At 26.5% G+C, this 14,702-nt stretch carries 13 protein-coding genes; 2 read left to right on the top strand and 11 right to left on the bottom strand.

From position 1 onward, the window contains the following. Window position 1 precedes the first annotated feature (1 nt). Entirely contained in the window at window positions 2-1,204 is a 1,203-nt protein-coding gene (locus Mjas_RS07165; protein ID WP_421078602.1) for a glycosyltransferase family 4 protein, read from the top strand. Between the two features lie 17 nt (window positions 1,205-1,221). Continuing rightward, window positions 1,222-2,484 carry a lipopolysaccharide biosynthesis protein gene (locus tag Mjas_RS07160; RefSeq protein WP_421077480.1) on the top strand — a complete coding sequence of 421 codons (1,263 nt, stop codon included), beginning with the start codon at window positions 1,222-1,224 and terminating at the stop codon, window positions 2,482-2,484. 33 nt (window positions 2,485-2,517) lie between these two features. On the opposite strand, the gene Mjas_RS07155 is transcribed toward Mjas_RS07160, so the two are convergent. From Mjas_RS07155 to asnB, 11 genes are read right to left on the bottom strand one after another with little or no spacing between them, the layout of a single operon-like run. Then, window positions 2,518-2,979 (bottom strand): acyltransferase, encoded by a 462-nt coding sequence (locus Mjas_RS07155; protein ID WP_421077479.1) that lies wholly within the window; start codon window positions 2,977-2,979, stop codon window positions 2,518-2,520. 59 nt (window positions 2,980-3,038) lie between these two features. Continuing rightward, the gene (locus tag Mjas_RS07150; protein ID WP_421077478.1) at window positions 3,039-3,752 is read right to left on the bottom strand and encodes a methyltransferase domain-containing protein; all 714 of its coding nucleotides are present in this window, start codon (window positions 3,750-3,752) and stop codon (window positions 3,039-3,041) included. A gap of 4 nt (window positions 3,753-3,756) precedes the next feature. After that, window positions 3,757-4,824 (bottom strand): radical SAM/SPASM domain-containing protein, encoded by a 1,068-nt coding sequence (locus tag Mjas_RS07145; RefSeq protein WP_421077477.1) that lies wholly within the window; start codon window positions 4,822-4,824, stop codon window positions 3,757-3,759. A gap of 12 nt (window positions 4,825-4,836) precedes the next feature. Beyond that, complete coding sequence (locus tag Mjas_RS07140; protein ID WP_421077476.1) at window positions 4,837-5,934, bottom strand: glycosyltransferase family 4 protein; 1,098 nt, start codon at window positions 5,932-5,934, stop codon at window positions 4,837-4,839. Then, window positions 5,927-7,069 (bottom strand): glycosyltransferase family 4 protein, encoded by a 1,143-nt coding sequence (locus Mjas_RS07135; protein ID WP_421077475.1) that lies wholly within the window; start codon window positions 7,067-7,069, stop codon window positions 5,927-5,929. The genes Mjas_RS07140 and Mjas_RS07135 overlap by 8 nt, the downstream gene beginning before the upstream one ends. A 1-nt stretch (window position 7,070) precedes the next feature. Continuing rightward, complete coding sequence (locus Mjas_RS07130; protein ID WP_421077474.1) at window positions 7,071-8,120, bottom strand: radical SAM/SPASM domain-containing protein; 1,050 nt, start codon at window positions 8,118-8,120, stop codon at window positions 7,071-7,073. Between the two features lie 20 nt (window positions 8,121-8,140). After that, the gene (locus tag Mjas_RS07125; RefSeq protein ID WP_421077473.1) at window positions 8,141-9,265 is read right to left on the bottom strand and encodes a glycosyltransferase family 4 protein; all 1,125 of its coding nucleotides are present in this window, start codon (window positions 9,263-9,265) and stop codon (window positions 8,141-8,143) included. A 4-nt stretch (window positions 9,266-9,269) separates the two neighbouring features. After that, window positions 9,270-10,523, bottom strand: coding sequence for a glycosyltransferase family 4 protein (locus Mjas_RS07120; RefSeq protein WP_421077472.1), 1,254 nt, complete (start codon window positions 10,521-10,523; stop codon window positions 9,270-9,272). Next, window positions 10,520-11,482: a class I SAM-dependent methyltransferase gene (locus tag Mjas_RS07115; RefSeq protein ID WP_421077471.1), complete on the bottom strand. Its 963-nt coding sequence runs from the start codon at window positions 11,480-11,482 to the stop codon at window positions 10,520-10,522. Before Mjas_RS07115 ends, Mjas_RS07120 begins: the two co-directional genes overlap by 4 nt. After that, window positions 11,475-12,731 carry a glycosyltransferase family 9 protein gene (locus Mjas_RS07110; protein WP_421077470.1) on the bottom strand — a complete coding sequence of 419 codons (1,257 nt, stop codon included), beginning with the start codon at window positions 12,729-12,731 and terminating at the stop codon, window positions 11,475-11,477. Before Mjas_RS07110 ends, Mjas_RS07115 begins: the two co-directional genes overlap by 8 nt. Next, on the bottom strand, window positions 12,719-14,683 hold the full coding sequence (gene asnB, locus Mjas_RS07105; protein ID WP_421077469.1) for an asparagine synthase (glutamine-hydrolyzing): 1,965 nt from the start codon (window positions 14,681-14,683) through the stop codon (window positions 12,719-12,721). The genes Mjas_RS07110 and asnB overlap by 13 nt, the downstream gene beginning before the upstream one ends. Between the last annotated feature and the right edge of the window lie 19 nt (window positions 14,684-14,702).

Below are 14,702 nucleotides of genomic sequence, written 5' to 3'. Positions count from 1 at the left end.
AATTATGAGGATTAGGTTAATTATCTTTCCGGGCTATTATGTCCCACACATAGGGGGATTGGAAACTCATGTGGATGAATTCGCAAAATATTTATCTAGTGACAAAGATTATGATATTTATATATTTGCACCAAATATTCCAAAGTATAAGGATTTTGAAATAAGGCACAATAATGTTAAGATTTATAGATATCCTGCATTTGAAATTATATCGAATTATCCTGTCCCAAATATTTTTAATGTCAAATTTTGGAAGATGTTTTTTAATTTGTATAAAATAGATTTTGATATTGTGATGACAAGAACAAGATTTTTTTCAAATACATTTTTGGGATTTTTCTTTGCAAAATTTAGAATGAATAGAAGAAATAAATTAATCCATGTTGAGCATGGAAGTGCATTTATTAAAGTAGAAAATGAATTTACAAATAAACTGGCCTATTTTTATGATAAAATAATTGGAAAAATAATATTCAAAAAATCCGACTGTGTAATAGCAATTTCAAAGGCAGTTAAGGACTTTATTGTAGAGAATTTTGTTAAAAATAAAAATAAAGACAAAGATAAACATATTCCCATCATATATAGAGGATTGGAAATCAAGTATATTGAGGGTATAAAAGAAAATAATGACATAAAAGAAAGGTTTAAAAACAAATTAAGATTATGTTTTGTTGGTCGTTTGTATAAATGGAAAGGTGTTGAGAATATTATTAAGGCATATAAAATGCTTCCAAAGGATATAAAAGAAAAAACTGTCTTAATTATTGTAGGTTATGGTGAAGATATAGAGAGACTTAAAAAGCTATCGGGAGATTATTTAGATAATGGTATTTATTTTACCGGAAAAAAGGATTTTAAAGATGCGATAGGGATTGTTAAGGCATGCGACATATACATTCATTCATCTTATAGAGGTGGCGGTTTGTCGAGCTCACTACTTCAAGCAATGTGTTGTGGAAAGGCGATTGTTGCAAGTCCTTATGAAGGTGGAGATGAAGTCATTATTGATGGAAACACAGGGATTTTGTTAAAAGATAATAGTCCCGAACAAATCAAAAAGGGAATTATTAAATTAATTAAAAATAATGATTTAATAGAAATTTACGGAAAAAATGCAAAAAAATTTATAAAGGATAATTTTGATTGGCGGAGCTCGGTTGAAAAATATAAGAAAATTTTCAATGAATTATTAAAAAAGTAAAATTAAACGGGATTTGCATGGTAAAGAAACACTATAACAATTTAAAAGATAGAATATATGATCTTACAAAGGACTATTCCTCAAAGGTAGGTTTAGACCTTCCATATTTTATAAGGGGCGGATTCTGGTTAAGTGTTGGGCAATTCTTCGGAACTTTGAAAGGGTTTATATTAAGTATCGTTTTCGCCAACTTATTATCAAAAGAAGTTTTTGGAGAATATAGTTTTGTAATGACAGTTTTAGGGATTGCAGGGGTTTTTGCACTTCCTGGAATGGGTGTTGCGGTTGTTCAGGCAGTTGCAAAAGGTTATGAAGGAACATATTTTAAGGCATTGAAAGAAGTTTTTAAATGGAGTTGGCTGGGAAGTTTATTATTATTAGGATTTTCCATTTATGAATATTTCTTTGGAAGATTTGATATGATGTTAATTTTTTTAATATTGTCTTCTATCTTTCCATTTTATTCCATTTCCGGATTTTATCCTAACTTATTAAATGGCAAAAAAAGATTTGATGGACTGGCTAAATTATCATCATTTTTTAATGTTATTTCAACAATTTTGATAGTTGTTGTAGTATTTTTTACAAAAAGTGTTTTTTGGATTGTTGTAATTACTGTTTTGGTCCAAATTATTATTAATGGATATTTTAGTTTATTTTATGTTAAAAAATTTGTAAAAAATAACAAAATTGATGAACATGGTATTGAATTTGGAAAAAGTATTAGTTATTCTCAGGCATTTGCTATTGTTTCATGGAATTTTGATAGTTTAATTATGCCTTATATTATAGGCTTTTCTGATTTGGCAGTTTTTAAAATTGTTACATTATTGCCCAATCAAATTAAAATTTTTGCTAATGCATTTACTCCCATGCTATTACCTAAAATTGCTTCCAAAGACATGGGTAAAAAAGATTTAATGAAACATTTTAAAAAGTTTTTGTTAGTGATTGTTTTTTTAATTTTAATTTACTGGGTAGTTGCTCCTTTCATTTTTAAATGGTTTTATCCTAGATACTATGAATATGTTTGGTTGAGTATGGTATATCATTTAAGTTTTATAAGTATGATATATACTTTGCCATTTAATTATTTAATAAAAGAAAAAAAAGGAGATTTAGTAAATAAATTTTATAATTACTCTGCTATATTATTAATATTACTAAGTTTAATTGGAATTTATTTTTATGGGCTTTTAGGGGCAATTATAGCAAGAATTATTCATAGGTTATTTGTAATGACTATTACATTTTTATTTTTTTTCAAATACTGTAAATAGATATTAATCTTTTCACAAAACCTGCAATATTATCTATTTTAAATTTTTTATTTTTCTTGCAGGAACGCCTCCCCATAGTTCATAAGGTGGAACATTTTTATTAACAACGGCGCCTGCGGCTATGACGCTACCTTCACCTATCCTTACTCCTGGAAGTATAATGGCTCCAGAACACACCCATACTCCATCTTCTAATATTATTGGTTTACTTATGTGCGGTCTATTTGCGTAAGGTTTAGTTAAATCCAAACCCGCAGTAATCAATTGGACATACGATGAAATACGGCAATATTTTCCAATCTTTATATCATCCTTAGCATTTAAAATAACGCCTTCATTTAATGTTGAAGAGTCCCCTATCTCTATCAAACCCTTGCCGATAATTTTTAAAGTCCCGTATATTTTTACATTTTTTCCGAGTTTTAAATTTTTATACCTTATTTTATATTTTATTTTCCTTAAAATCAGTATTCTAGATTTCAACTTTAAAAACATAGGTTCACCGAATTGTGTATTGTAATATTTAAGATGTATCTTTAATTTTATTTAATTTATTACTTTTTATTTTTCCTAAAAACATAAAAATATCCTGTTGTAGATTGTTTATTAGTAATTACTGCATCAAAAAGCAATACAAAAGGAAGTAATAATATCATGAACGGAAATAACATAATTCCAAAAAGTCTTTGTTTAATATTCCCAATATTTAACAATCTTAATAATATAACATACCATGATTCCATATATGAATTTCTTTCTTTCAATTCTAAACATTCAAATTCATTGAATAAACTTAAAATTCCATATTTTGTGTATCTAAAATAATCATAAGGCTCATCATGTATCGGAAATATAAATGGTGTTGAACCTATGAAAATACCCCCTGATTTTAGTATCCTTTTTATTTCCTCAACGGCTTTAAAAGGATTTTTAACATGTTCTAGAACTTCTAAGCAAAAAATAATATCGACAGAATTATCATCTATTGAATACATATTTTGTATATCCAGCACCAAATCAGGGCATCTTTTCTCGTCAATATCAATTTCAATGAGTTTATATCCCTTAGATTCAATTTTCGATTTTATGAAATCTCCAATTGCACCACTTGCTCCAATATTTATGATTTTTAAATTATTATTACCACTGGTAATTACATATTTGTTAATTGTATTTTCTAAGTAATTGTTTAAATTTTTTCTTGAAAATTTTTTTGAATACTTAATAAATATTGAAGAATATATTTTAATTAATATTGATTTAAACATAATTTCACCCATTATTATTAAACTCAATAATTTCATCAATTATGCCATAAGCAAGATCACATTTTTTACATAAATTCGAATTTCTACTGAAAAATTCATCTAAAAACTTTTTTCTAAGCTCTCCTTTCCAAATACTTGCAAAATCCTCTTCAAATATATTTCCAAAACTATATTCTCCTTCATAATCAGCACAGCAAGGAACTACATCCCCATTTGATAGTATATATCCATTGAACAATTGAGGGCATATCGGCATATCTTTATAGTATTTAATATTCAAACTATATCGATTATATCTGCTTTTATTTTCTGGAATATACTCTTTCATTAATTTTTCAATCTCAAATTTTGATTTGTCATCTTTTCCAATACTCGGTGCTTTGAAATTAATGGCATCAACACCTAACCTTTTTGTTAATTCAATAATATCTTTTAGTTGATGCTCGTTGAACTTAAAAACTAGCGTTTGGATTTTTATATAGGGTTTTTTTGCATTTCTTCTTTTCTTTTCATTAGTAAGTTTTTCAATATTTTCACAAACTTTTTTAAAAGAACTCCCTATTCGATATTTTTCATGTGCCTCAGCATCAGCACCATCTATTGTAATTTGAATATAATCAAGCCCTGATTCAAATATTTCATCAATATATTTATCAATGAGCATACCATTAGTTGAAAATCCAGTTGTTATTTGTTTATTTGAGCAATATCTAACCATTTTAAATAAATCTCTGCATAATAATGGTTCCCCCAATATATAAAATCCAATGTGTTTTATAGCAGGAGTATTATCTACAATGTATTTTAATTCCTCAAATTTAAGAGTTTTTTTCTTTCTATTTAGTTTATGAACTGAACATAATGGACATCTCAAATTACATGTATTTGTTACTTCAATTAGAAATGATGAGGGAGTATGATTTAATAAAATTTCTTTGTATAATCTACTCGACCACGATTTTGGTAATTTTTCTAATAATTGTGTCCCATAAGTTACTGCTATATTTCTTAACGGAGTGGGGAATTTTTTTATTAAGTTGAGTGAATAACTACCTATTTTAGCGATTTTCATATTTTTCACCATTTATTTTTTTAAAATCTCTATAATTTTACTGGCTCTCTTTTCCCAAGCATAGTTTTTAACCTTCTCATAGGCATTATTTGCCAATTTATTCTGCAACTCATCATTATTTATAAGTTTTTCAATCTTTAATGCCAAATCTCTTTCATCATCTGGCACAAAAAATAAAACTTCACTTTCACCCACCACTTCCCTAATACTTGGTAAATCACTAGCTATGATTGGTTTTTTTGATGCCATGTATTCAAATAATTTTAAGGGTGATGTGTATTTAACTGAAATTTCATATTTAGATGAATTTGGAATAACTAAAATATCTGACGCTTTTAAAAATAAAGGAACTTTTGAATTTTCAACAAATGGAACAAAAATTATGTCTTTATTTTTATATACTTCTTTTAATTTGTTTATCTGTTCTTCACTACCCCCTACAATCAAATAAACAGTATTTTTTTTATTTTTTAAATACTTATAAGATTTTAAAAATGTTTCATATCCCTTCCAATTCTGCAAACTTCCAGTATATGATATTATTATTTTATCTTTTGGTAAGTTTAATCTTGCTCTTACATCTTTCTTTGAAATGTTTATATCAAATCTATTTAAATCTACACCATCATGCAATACATATATTTTACTATTAAAGCCCCATTTTATTAATTCTTCTTTTAAGCCTTCACTAATAACTACGCACCCATGTAAATTTTTGAAAGTTCGTTTAAAAAGAAAGTGCCATATTTTACCATTTGATAAATCATGCAATTCATAAATTACCTTTTTATCTTTAAAGAATTTTGAAACTAAAAAAGCAAATATCAAATCCCTAGTGTAAATATAATTATAATTATTTTTTATACTCAAAAATCTCAAAAATAACAATAAACTTCTAAAATAATAATTTATAAAAGGTTTCAAAGAAATTGTATTAAAATCAACATCTTCATTATAAACTTTTTTAATAGTATTTTTATCATTATTAAAACTCATAAGTGTAATATCCTGCCCAATTTTTCTAAATGCCTTACACATGTTTAAAACTTGAATTCTATTTGCACAGGGTTTTGAAAAATCTGCATTATGGACATATAAAATTTTACTCATGGTTATTCACCAAATTATAAATTTCATTAACTCTTTTTCCATAGTTTTCCCAAGTATATTGTTCTGCCTTTTTTCTTGCATTTATTCCAAACTCTTTGATTTTGTTTCTGTTATTGTAGAAAAATAATATTTTCTCTTTTAGTATTTCAATATCTTGCGTAGGAATTATAAATCCTTCTTTTTCATCTTCAACAACACTTCCAGAATTTTCCGTTGTAATCACGGGTAGCCCGCATGCCAATGCTTCATAAATAGATTTCGCAGAACCTTCTAACAATGATGGAAATACATAGATGTGATTTTTTGGGAGCTCACTATATATATTACTTACAAATCCATGAACCTTTATATTATATTTTTCAGCATCTTTAAAATATTTTTTAACCTCGGGATAAACTCTACCATATATGTTTAATTCTGCGTCTTTTAGGTTTAATTCTCTCCAAGCCTGAATCAAATAAGGAATACCTTTTCTATTATTAACATTCCCTGAGAATGCAACTTTAAATGTTCCATTGTAATCTTTTTCAATGGGTTTGAATTTACTTATATCTACCCCAAATGGCACAACAAAAATTTTAGTTTCATTAATTCCTTCATTAATTAATGATTTTTTCACAAAATCCGATGGAACGATATAATAATCAATGTATTTTAAAGAATTTTTTACATATTCTGGAATATTTGATTTAACCTGCCCCCATATAGTTTTCATTTCATCGTCATTTAAAATATTTGGAAACGCCATAGCTACATCTTGGATTATTATTGCATTTTTATTTTTGGATTTTATGTTAGCATATATATTTGGCAAATAATCCCATGAATGGATTATAGTAATATTTTTCAATTTATTTAATTTTCTTATAATACAATATTCAAAAATATCATTTTTTACCTTTCCCGCTGGAAAGTCCTTTGAAATATATATGGGAATTGCCGTAAATACTTTCATAATAAAATCTGCATAAGGAAAACACTGAATAATATTAAAATCTTTTAAATCTTTATTATATCCCCTACATAATATAGTTAAATTATTATTTTCGGACACCTCATTTGCTATTGGTAATGCTCTAGCTCCAATCGTATTCCTAACACCAAAATCGGAATTTAATATAAAAACAATCTCCATACTATCCCTTGTTTATAAAATTCTTTATTTTTCTTTTATATAAATAATACTTCAAACTATCTACAAAATTCATTTCATACCTATGTGCCGCACAATTATTACAAGGAATGAAATTAACAGATTTTCCTGTTTCATGCCACTTTTTTAGACTATTGAATTTTTCACCGTTCCAGATTTCGTAAATTGATTGATTGGATACATTACCTATAATCAATTCGGGTCTATCCCATGCATAACAACATGCAACAACTCTGCCATCCCAATCGATAGCTATTGTTTTATCGATTTGAATACATGGTTTGAAATATCTAAATGTTGGAAAGATGCTCTCTTTATCGATTTTATTTAAATTCTGAATATCATCCCATTTGTGCAATCTTACAATATCAAATTCTAAATTATCGGCCTTTTCAAATTGGGAAAAATATTCTTTCCATCTGTTTTTGTTATGTTCTATTGGAATAAAAGCCATTCTTATTTTGATTTTATTGTTATTTTTAGCTTTTTTAATAAAATTGTTTATATTGTCCAATGTAGTTTTGAAAAATTTGGGATGATGTCCTTGGATTATTGAATAACTTTCTTCATCAATAGCGTAAAATGAGATATTAATTTGATTTACATTATAATCTATCAAAAAATCCGCCATCTCTTCGTTTAATAGTGTTGCATTAGTCCCAATTTCTATTTTTATATCACCCAATTCATTTCTTATAATTTTAATGAAATCTTTAATATTTGGATGCAATAATGTTTCTCCAAATAAACCAAAACCTATTCTTCGGATGTGTTTTCTATATTCTTTCGCTTCATTAATGATTTTTAAGAAAGTATCCATGCTCATGAATCCTTTATTTTTAATATATCTATTTGGACACATTATACAATTATGATTGCAATAATTCGTTTGCCCTATTAATATTGTATCTGGAAATTCTAAATTACTATATTTTCGGCTAATCAATAGTTCTTTTTTAGTAATTTTCCCCTCTATATATGAAATAAATTTACTAAATAAACTATATGAATCGCCACTTTTGTATAGCTTCATAGCACCACCACCCAAAATCGTTAATTGTATATGTAAAGAATTTTTTTAAGATTTTTTTTCCAATCGATAAGTTTATAAGTTGCTTTTTTACAATTTTCTTTCATTTCATCTTGAACGGATGGATTGTACAGTATATTTTTTATCGATTTTGCAATTTCTTCTGGATTCTTATCAACTATATATCCGGTTTTTCCATTTATAACAACCTCAGGCAAACCCCCAACTTTTGTGACAATTACGGGTCTTCCAAAAGGATAAGCAATAGGAATTATACCACTTTGCGTAGCATCGTGGTATGTTAAAGCCACTAAACATGCCTTTTGGAAATAATAAGGAATGTCTTCTTCCGCAATATATTTATTATGTATTTCAATATATCCTTTAAGTTTATTTATTAGTTTTTTATAAGGTTTTAAATCACCTTCACCGGCAATAATGAGTTTAAATTTACATCCTTCCTCTTTTAAAATTAATAAAGATTTAAGTAGTAAATCCAAACCCTTATACTTTAAAATTCTACCAAAAAATAATACAGTATATGGCTCTTCCCTAATGTTATCTTTTTTATATTTTAATAGGAATGCATAATGCCCATGTGGGTAAATAATAATTTTGTTTTTTGAAATATTAAATTTCTTTAAAACCATATTTTTTAAAAATTCGCTATGAATTATTATGTAATTTCCCAATTTCATTTGTAGTTTATTTATAATTCCTTGTATGTCCCCCCTAGGTTCTCCAGTATGTTGGATTGGGTCGTGCTGTGTAAATATTATTTTATAACCTAAAAGCTTGAATATTACTGCATAAATAACGCTCCATGGATGGTTATCTAAAAAGTGCAATGTTGTAGGATTCATTTTTAAGATTTTGAGAAATAAATTTATATGTTGATGTAAGTTCAAAGTTTCAATAATGAATTTTTTAATAGATGGACTAGCATCTATTTCTATTAAAGAAAGGTTGTTATTATAATTTACAAAATCTTTTTTTGCAAATTTGGGGCAAACCAAATAAACATTTTTAAATTTACTTAATGCATTAGCATATTGAGTAGCATAATGCCACATTCCACTCCTTCCGTAGAAACTAAATAATACAACCTTATCATTTTTTTTATTTTTATATTTCTCAAATCTCCCCATTTTATCACAAATGCACATTTTTATAAACTTCAATGTATTTTTCAATAATATCGTCTATATTGAAATTCTTTTTAATATTATCTCTTGCTTCAATCTTCATAGTGTTATGTAATTTTTTGTTAGTATATACGACATTAAGTTTTTTAACATAATCATTATAGTCCTTATTTTTTATTAAAAAGCCGGTTTTTCCATCAATTATTGAATCTTGAACACCCGGAATATCAAATCCAACTACTGGTAAGCCGCATGCCTGTGCTTCTAAAACCACATTTGGAGAACCTTCAAACTTTGGATTTGTATTTAGATGAACCATAATATCTCCAACATTATAATGGATTATTAGTTCATTTATATCATTTATAAACCCCTCTGAGAATTTAACATAGTCTAATAACTTTTTTTCTTTTAATATGTTTATTAATTTTTCTTTATCATCACCATCACCAATTATAAAGAATTTTATTTTTTTTGCATTATACTCATTTATTAATTTTTCAACTATTTCTGGAAGTTTTAAAATACCCTTTCCTTTCGTTATTCTTCCAACATACAAGATTACGAACTCATCTTCGTTAAATCCAAATTTTTTTCTTAAAATATTTCGTTCATTTTCAGGGAGTGGCTTAAATAATTTAATATCAATTCCATTGGGTATCCAAACAATTTTATTAGGACTTATCATATATTGTTTTATCAATCTATTGAGTTCATATTTGTTTTGAACAATAATTTTATCCACTAATCTCAATAGTATAGGCAACATTAATATATATTGAAAAATTGAATAAGGTATTGCGATAGGATTCCAACTAAATCCACCTCCTCTGTGATGTGCTATTATTTTTTGTTTTTTTAATTTTAGTATTGGGACTACAAAATCAAACATTAAATAATAATAAGTATTTAGATGCCAAATAGACACTTCTGATTTTTTGATATTAAATATTTGATTTAATAGAGATAGTGAAATTTCCAAAGGTATTGTTAGCTTGAATAAATTAACATACATTAAATTTATATTAAAACCACATCTATGTTTTAAAAGTAAATTATCATACTCTTTATATGCTGTAAAAAATACGAATTTAGGTGAATATTTTGTAAATTCAGATAATTTTATCAATCTACAAAGTATTTTCGTTATGTGTGTCTCTAAATTTTCATAAAATTCTATTGTAATATTATTTTTTAGAAACCACTTTCGTTCAAAAGAATGAAATAGGACAATATTAATATTTGTTTTATCTTTTTTCATTGTTTTTCACCCACCACTATCAAGTGTGGATAACTCAAAGAATTATAAATATATTTGTCAAAACATTTTAAAAAATCTAAATTCTTTGAGAGATTTATAGATTTATCATCATAATTTTTATTATTCTTTTGATTCCTTATGTTGTTTAATACCATAGTTCTAACCAGTGGTAGTGTTAAACATTTAATATGGTATTTTAATACGGTGTATGGTAGTTTAAGTGTTGACACTACCAAATTATCTTCCCAATCTCCATAAAACGAATATGTCTGAATGTCGTATATTCCAAATTCATTTAACAATTCTGTTAATGAATTTGGTGAAAAATAATAAAGATGTGCAGGTGGTGAAATCCAATCCCAGTATTTTCCACATATTTTATAGTTTAAAGAGCCTATATTTGGTGTAGTTATTATTATTTTACCTCCTTTTTTTAATTTCGAAAGTGCTTTTTCTAAATATATCTTTGGATTCGTAAAATGTTCGATAACATCAAACATTGTAATAATGTCAAAATACTCATTTTTTAAGTTATCTTCAATATTTAAAAAATCCTCGATTATTATTTCTATTTTTTCATCTGGAATATTGTCTTTTAATTTTATTAAATCTTTATCAATATCTACTCCAACAATCTCCTTTACACCGGAATTATAAAAACATTTAATGATATCTCCCTTTCCAGACCCAATATCCAAAACTTTTTTATTTGTGATATTAGTATTTATCATTTTCAAAACTTCTGAAAATTTATTAATATTTTTTAATCTTTGATTGTTTGGGAGAGTAAATATTTCAGAATAGTAGAAATCCAACATTTCTTTTGTGGGTATTGGATTTACGAATAATAAATTACAATTTCTACATTCATAAAATTTAAAAGAACCTAATAAATTAGTTTTTGTAAATTTATAATATGCATTATTTCCACATATTGGACATTTAATGTTGTTATTCATCTTTCTCACCAACAATGTTTTTAATCTCGTTAAATACAAGTTCTGGTGTAATGGTCTTTATACATATATTCTTACCACACACCCTATTTTCACAGTTTTCAATAATTCCTTTTATAATTGTGGATTTACTCATAAATGAGCCCCATTTAAGTGGATTTTCCCTAGAAAAAAGTATGATATTTGGAATTCCCAATATATCAACAATATGGGAAGGTCCTCCATCTATGCCCACATATACATCAATATCCCCAAGTTCTTGCAAAAATATATCTAAATTATGACAAAATATGTATTTTACATTATTTTCATGTTTTAATTTGTTATATAGATATTCAAATTCATTTTTTTCATGAATAGTATAGTATATTTTTACATAATAATTATTATCTATCAACCTATTAACCAATGCCAAAAAATTATCTAGTCCCCAATTACGACATTTTTCCCCGCCGAATCCTAAATGGACACCTGCTATTTTTTTATCGGTTTTACCTGTTTTTAGGCATTTAAATCCATTTAATGTAAGACTATTGATATTTAAGTCATCATCATTGTGCATATTAAAGGCATCTAAGAATTTTAAAAATTGCAAGATAATATTTTCATCCTCAGTATATTGTATCTTAAAATCATACAAAAAACTAAATGGAGAAAGTTCAAAACCACAGATTTTTTTAATTTTTAGAATTTTCATGATTAACGCATTTCTTCTCCTGCCAACTAGATCAATTCCATATTTACTATTGGAATAATATTTTAAAACGTTTATATGGTCTTTTAAATCATATTTCATAAATTTATAGAAACTACTAATTCTTTTTGTTATTTTTGACATCTCTTTATAATCAATGCACATATTTTTATTACTTAAAGGAATTATTTTATCAACATAAGGTATTTTTTTTGCTAATTCGTAATTCGATGGACTAGTTATCAATATGATATTATAATTTGGAAATTTTTCTTTTAAAACCGCCAATAATGGAATTGTTATTGCTAAATCACCTAATCTATCTTGTTTAAATATTAATATATTATTTTGTTCTATTTCTTGTGGGGTATAGATATATTTTAAAACTCTTCGGAAAATTGTGATACTTAACGATATTATTTCATCAACAATATGTCCTATTAAGTGAATTCTTGACACATTTGTGTTTTTAGAACTGTATGGACAATTTTTATTTATAATCACTATTTTTGATTCTCCGTTTAGTGATTTATAACTTTTACAAATTACCTTATCCATCTCTCCCACCATTTAGCAAACAAAAACAACCTAATCTTGTAAATACTATAAAGCTTATTATTTTTCTTTACCTTTGGTTTGACAAATCTTTGATTTGACATAAAGATTTTAGTTTTATAAAATTTAACCAACTGCTCCAACCCAATGTCTTCTAAAATAGCAATTCCATTTTCCAAAATACTATCATATTTTTCATTCAAAATCCACATATCCAATGGCGGTTCAAAACCTCCCTTTCCTCTATTAACTATCTCATCTGGCAAAATATCCTTAATAATTTCCCTCATTAATTTTTTTGTTTTAAAGAAATCGACTTTAAATTCTGTTGGGATTTTTTGACTAAATTCTGCAAATCTGTAATCTAAAAAGGGACTTCTAACCTCTAATGCATTTGCCATCGATGCCCTATCCACCTTAACTAAAAAATTATCAGATAATGTTCTAAATAATAAATCAAAAATTCTAAGGGATTCAGATAAATTATTATCTGTTTTATTTAAGCAGTATTTTAAATTTTTTTCTATCCAACTTTTGCCCTCATCGGAAATAATAAAATCTCCATCGAATAATTCTGAGTAAAATTTTTCATTATTTTCAATTAGGGATAATTTAACTGCTTCTCTAATTAAATACAATATGGAATTTTTTTTTAGTAAATTATTACTCAACATGTTTAAAAATATCTTTCTAACTGATACAGGGATTTTTTTTAAATATTCTATTCTTTTACTAATCAGATGAAATCGATAGCCTCCAAAAATTTCATCTCCTCCATCACCACTTAATGAAACACTTACAAATTGTTTTGCCATCTCAGAAACTTTATATGTTGGAAATCCACTGTAATCACCAAATGGCTCATCATAAATCCAGCCGTATTTATCAATGAGCTCTACAAAATCCTCCTCTTTAAAATAATAATGATGGTGATTTGTTTTAAAATAATCCTTAACTACATTTATATATGGTGTTTCATCATATTTTCCTTCGAAGCCTATGGAAAAAGTATGTAGGTTTTTTAAATCAGTGTATTTACTCATAATTCCAACAACAGAAGAGCTATCCAAACCACCACTTAAAAATGCTCCAACTGGAACATCTGAACGCATTCTTAGTTTAACGGCATCATAAAGTAGTTTTTTACCTTCTTCAATTAATTTATTTTTATCATAAATTGGATTATAATTTGGGAGCTCCCAATAGTAATTCTTTTTAATTTCTTTACTATTTAAATCAAATATTAAATTTTGCCTGGCTTCTAATTTAAAAACATTCTTGTAAATTGAATGGGGGGATGGGATAAATCCAAGTGCAAAATATAGATTAACGGCATCTTTGTTAATATTTTCCTTTTTATTTATGTCTTTAACAGATATTATCCCCTTTAATTCAGAAGAGAAAATAAATTCATTAGTATTTTCATTAAAATAATAATAAAACGGTTTTTGCCCCAACCTATCCCTTGAACAAAAAATTAAATTTTTCCTTTTATCGAAGATACAAAACGCCCACATCCCATTAAATTCTTTTACACAATCAAAGCCCAATTTATAATATAACTTTAAAATAACTTCTGTATCAGTTCCTGTTTCAGTATTTAAATCATATTTTTCCTTTAATTCCAAATAATTATAAACTTCACCGTTATAGACGATAATTATATCGGCATCATCTAACTCATTATCATTATATATAATTTTATCATCTTCAATACCATACCCTATAGGTTGATGTCCTTTTTCAGATAAATCTAAAATTGACAACCTCACGTGCCCCAATCCAACGGAATAATTTTTGGAACCTTCAGGGGACAAAAACCGAAGGTTTTTGGAATTAAATATATAAATGCCATTATCATCAGGACCTCTATGTTTTATGGACTTATTCATTGATTCGAGCTCATCCTTTGAAATATCTTCATTAAATCTAATTACCCCATTGATTCCGCACATTATAGCACCAATATCTAAT

This window comes from Methanothermococcus jasoni (genome assembly GCF_049075655.1).
Lineage (GTDB): Archaea > AGJL01 > Methanococci > Methanococcales > Methanococcaceae > Methanofervidicoccus.
The sequence above is the reverse complement of the archived record's forward strand: the minus strand, read 5'-3'. Positions and strand labels throughout refer to the sequence as shown.

What these genes read in the sequence shown, in the direction of transcription:
- asnB (WP_421077469.1), bottom strand. Translation starts at nt 14,683, where the DNA reads ATGTGCGGAATCAATGGGGTAATTAGATTTAATGAAGATATTTCAAAG.
- Mjas_RS07145 (WP_421077477.1), bottom strand. Translation starts at nt 4,824, where the DNA reads ATGAAAATCGCTAAAATAGGTAGTTATTCACTCAACTTAATAAAAAAA.
- Mjas_RS07160 (WP_421077480.1), top strand. Translation starts at nt 1,222, where the DNA reads ATGGTAAAGAAACACTATAACAATTTAAAAGATAGAATATATGATCTT.
- Mjas_RS07125 (WP_421077473.1), bottom strand. Translation starts at nt 9,265, where the DNA reads ATGGGGAGATTTGAGAAATATAAAAATAAAAAAAATGATAAGGTTGTA.
- Mjas_RS07135 (WP_421077475.1), bottom strand. Translation starts at nt 7,069, where the DNA reads ATGGAGATTGTTTTTATATTAAATTCCGATTTTGGTGTTAGGAATACG.
- Mjas_RS07155 (WP_421077479.1), bottom strand. Translation starts at nt 2,979, where the DNA reads ATGTTTTTAAAGTTGAAATCTAGAATACTGATTTTAAGGAAAATAAAA.
- Mjas_RS07130 (WP_421077474.1), bottom strand. Translation starts at nt 8,120, where the DNA reads ATGAAGCTATACAAAAGTGGCGATTCATATAGTTTATTTAGTAAATTT.
- Mjas_RS07110 (WP_421077470.1), bottom strand. Translation starts at nt 12,731, where the DNA reads ATGGATAAGGTAATTTGTAAAAGTTATAAATCACTAAACGGAGAATCA.
- Mjas_RS07115 (WP_421077471.1), bottom strand. Translation starts at nt 11,482, where the DNA reads ATGAATAACAACATTAAATGTCCAATATGTGGAAATAATGCATATTAT.
- Mjas_RS07140 (WP_421077476.1), bottom strand. Translation starts at nt 5,934, where the DNA reads ATGAGTAAAATTTTATATGTCCATAATGCAGATTTTTCAAAACCCTGT.
- Mjas_RS07150 (WP_421077478.1), bottom strand. Translation starts at nt 3,752, where the DNA reads ATGTTTAAATCAATATTAATTAAAATATATTCTTCAATATTTATTAAG.
- Mjas_RS07120 (WP_421077472.1), bottom strand. Translation starts at nt 10,523, where the DNA reads ATGAAAAAAGATAAAACAAATATTAATATTGTCCTATTTCATTCTTTT.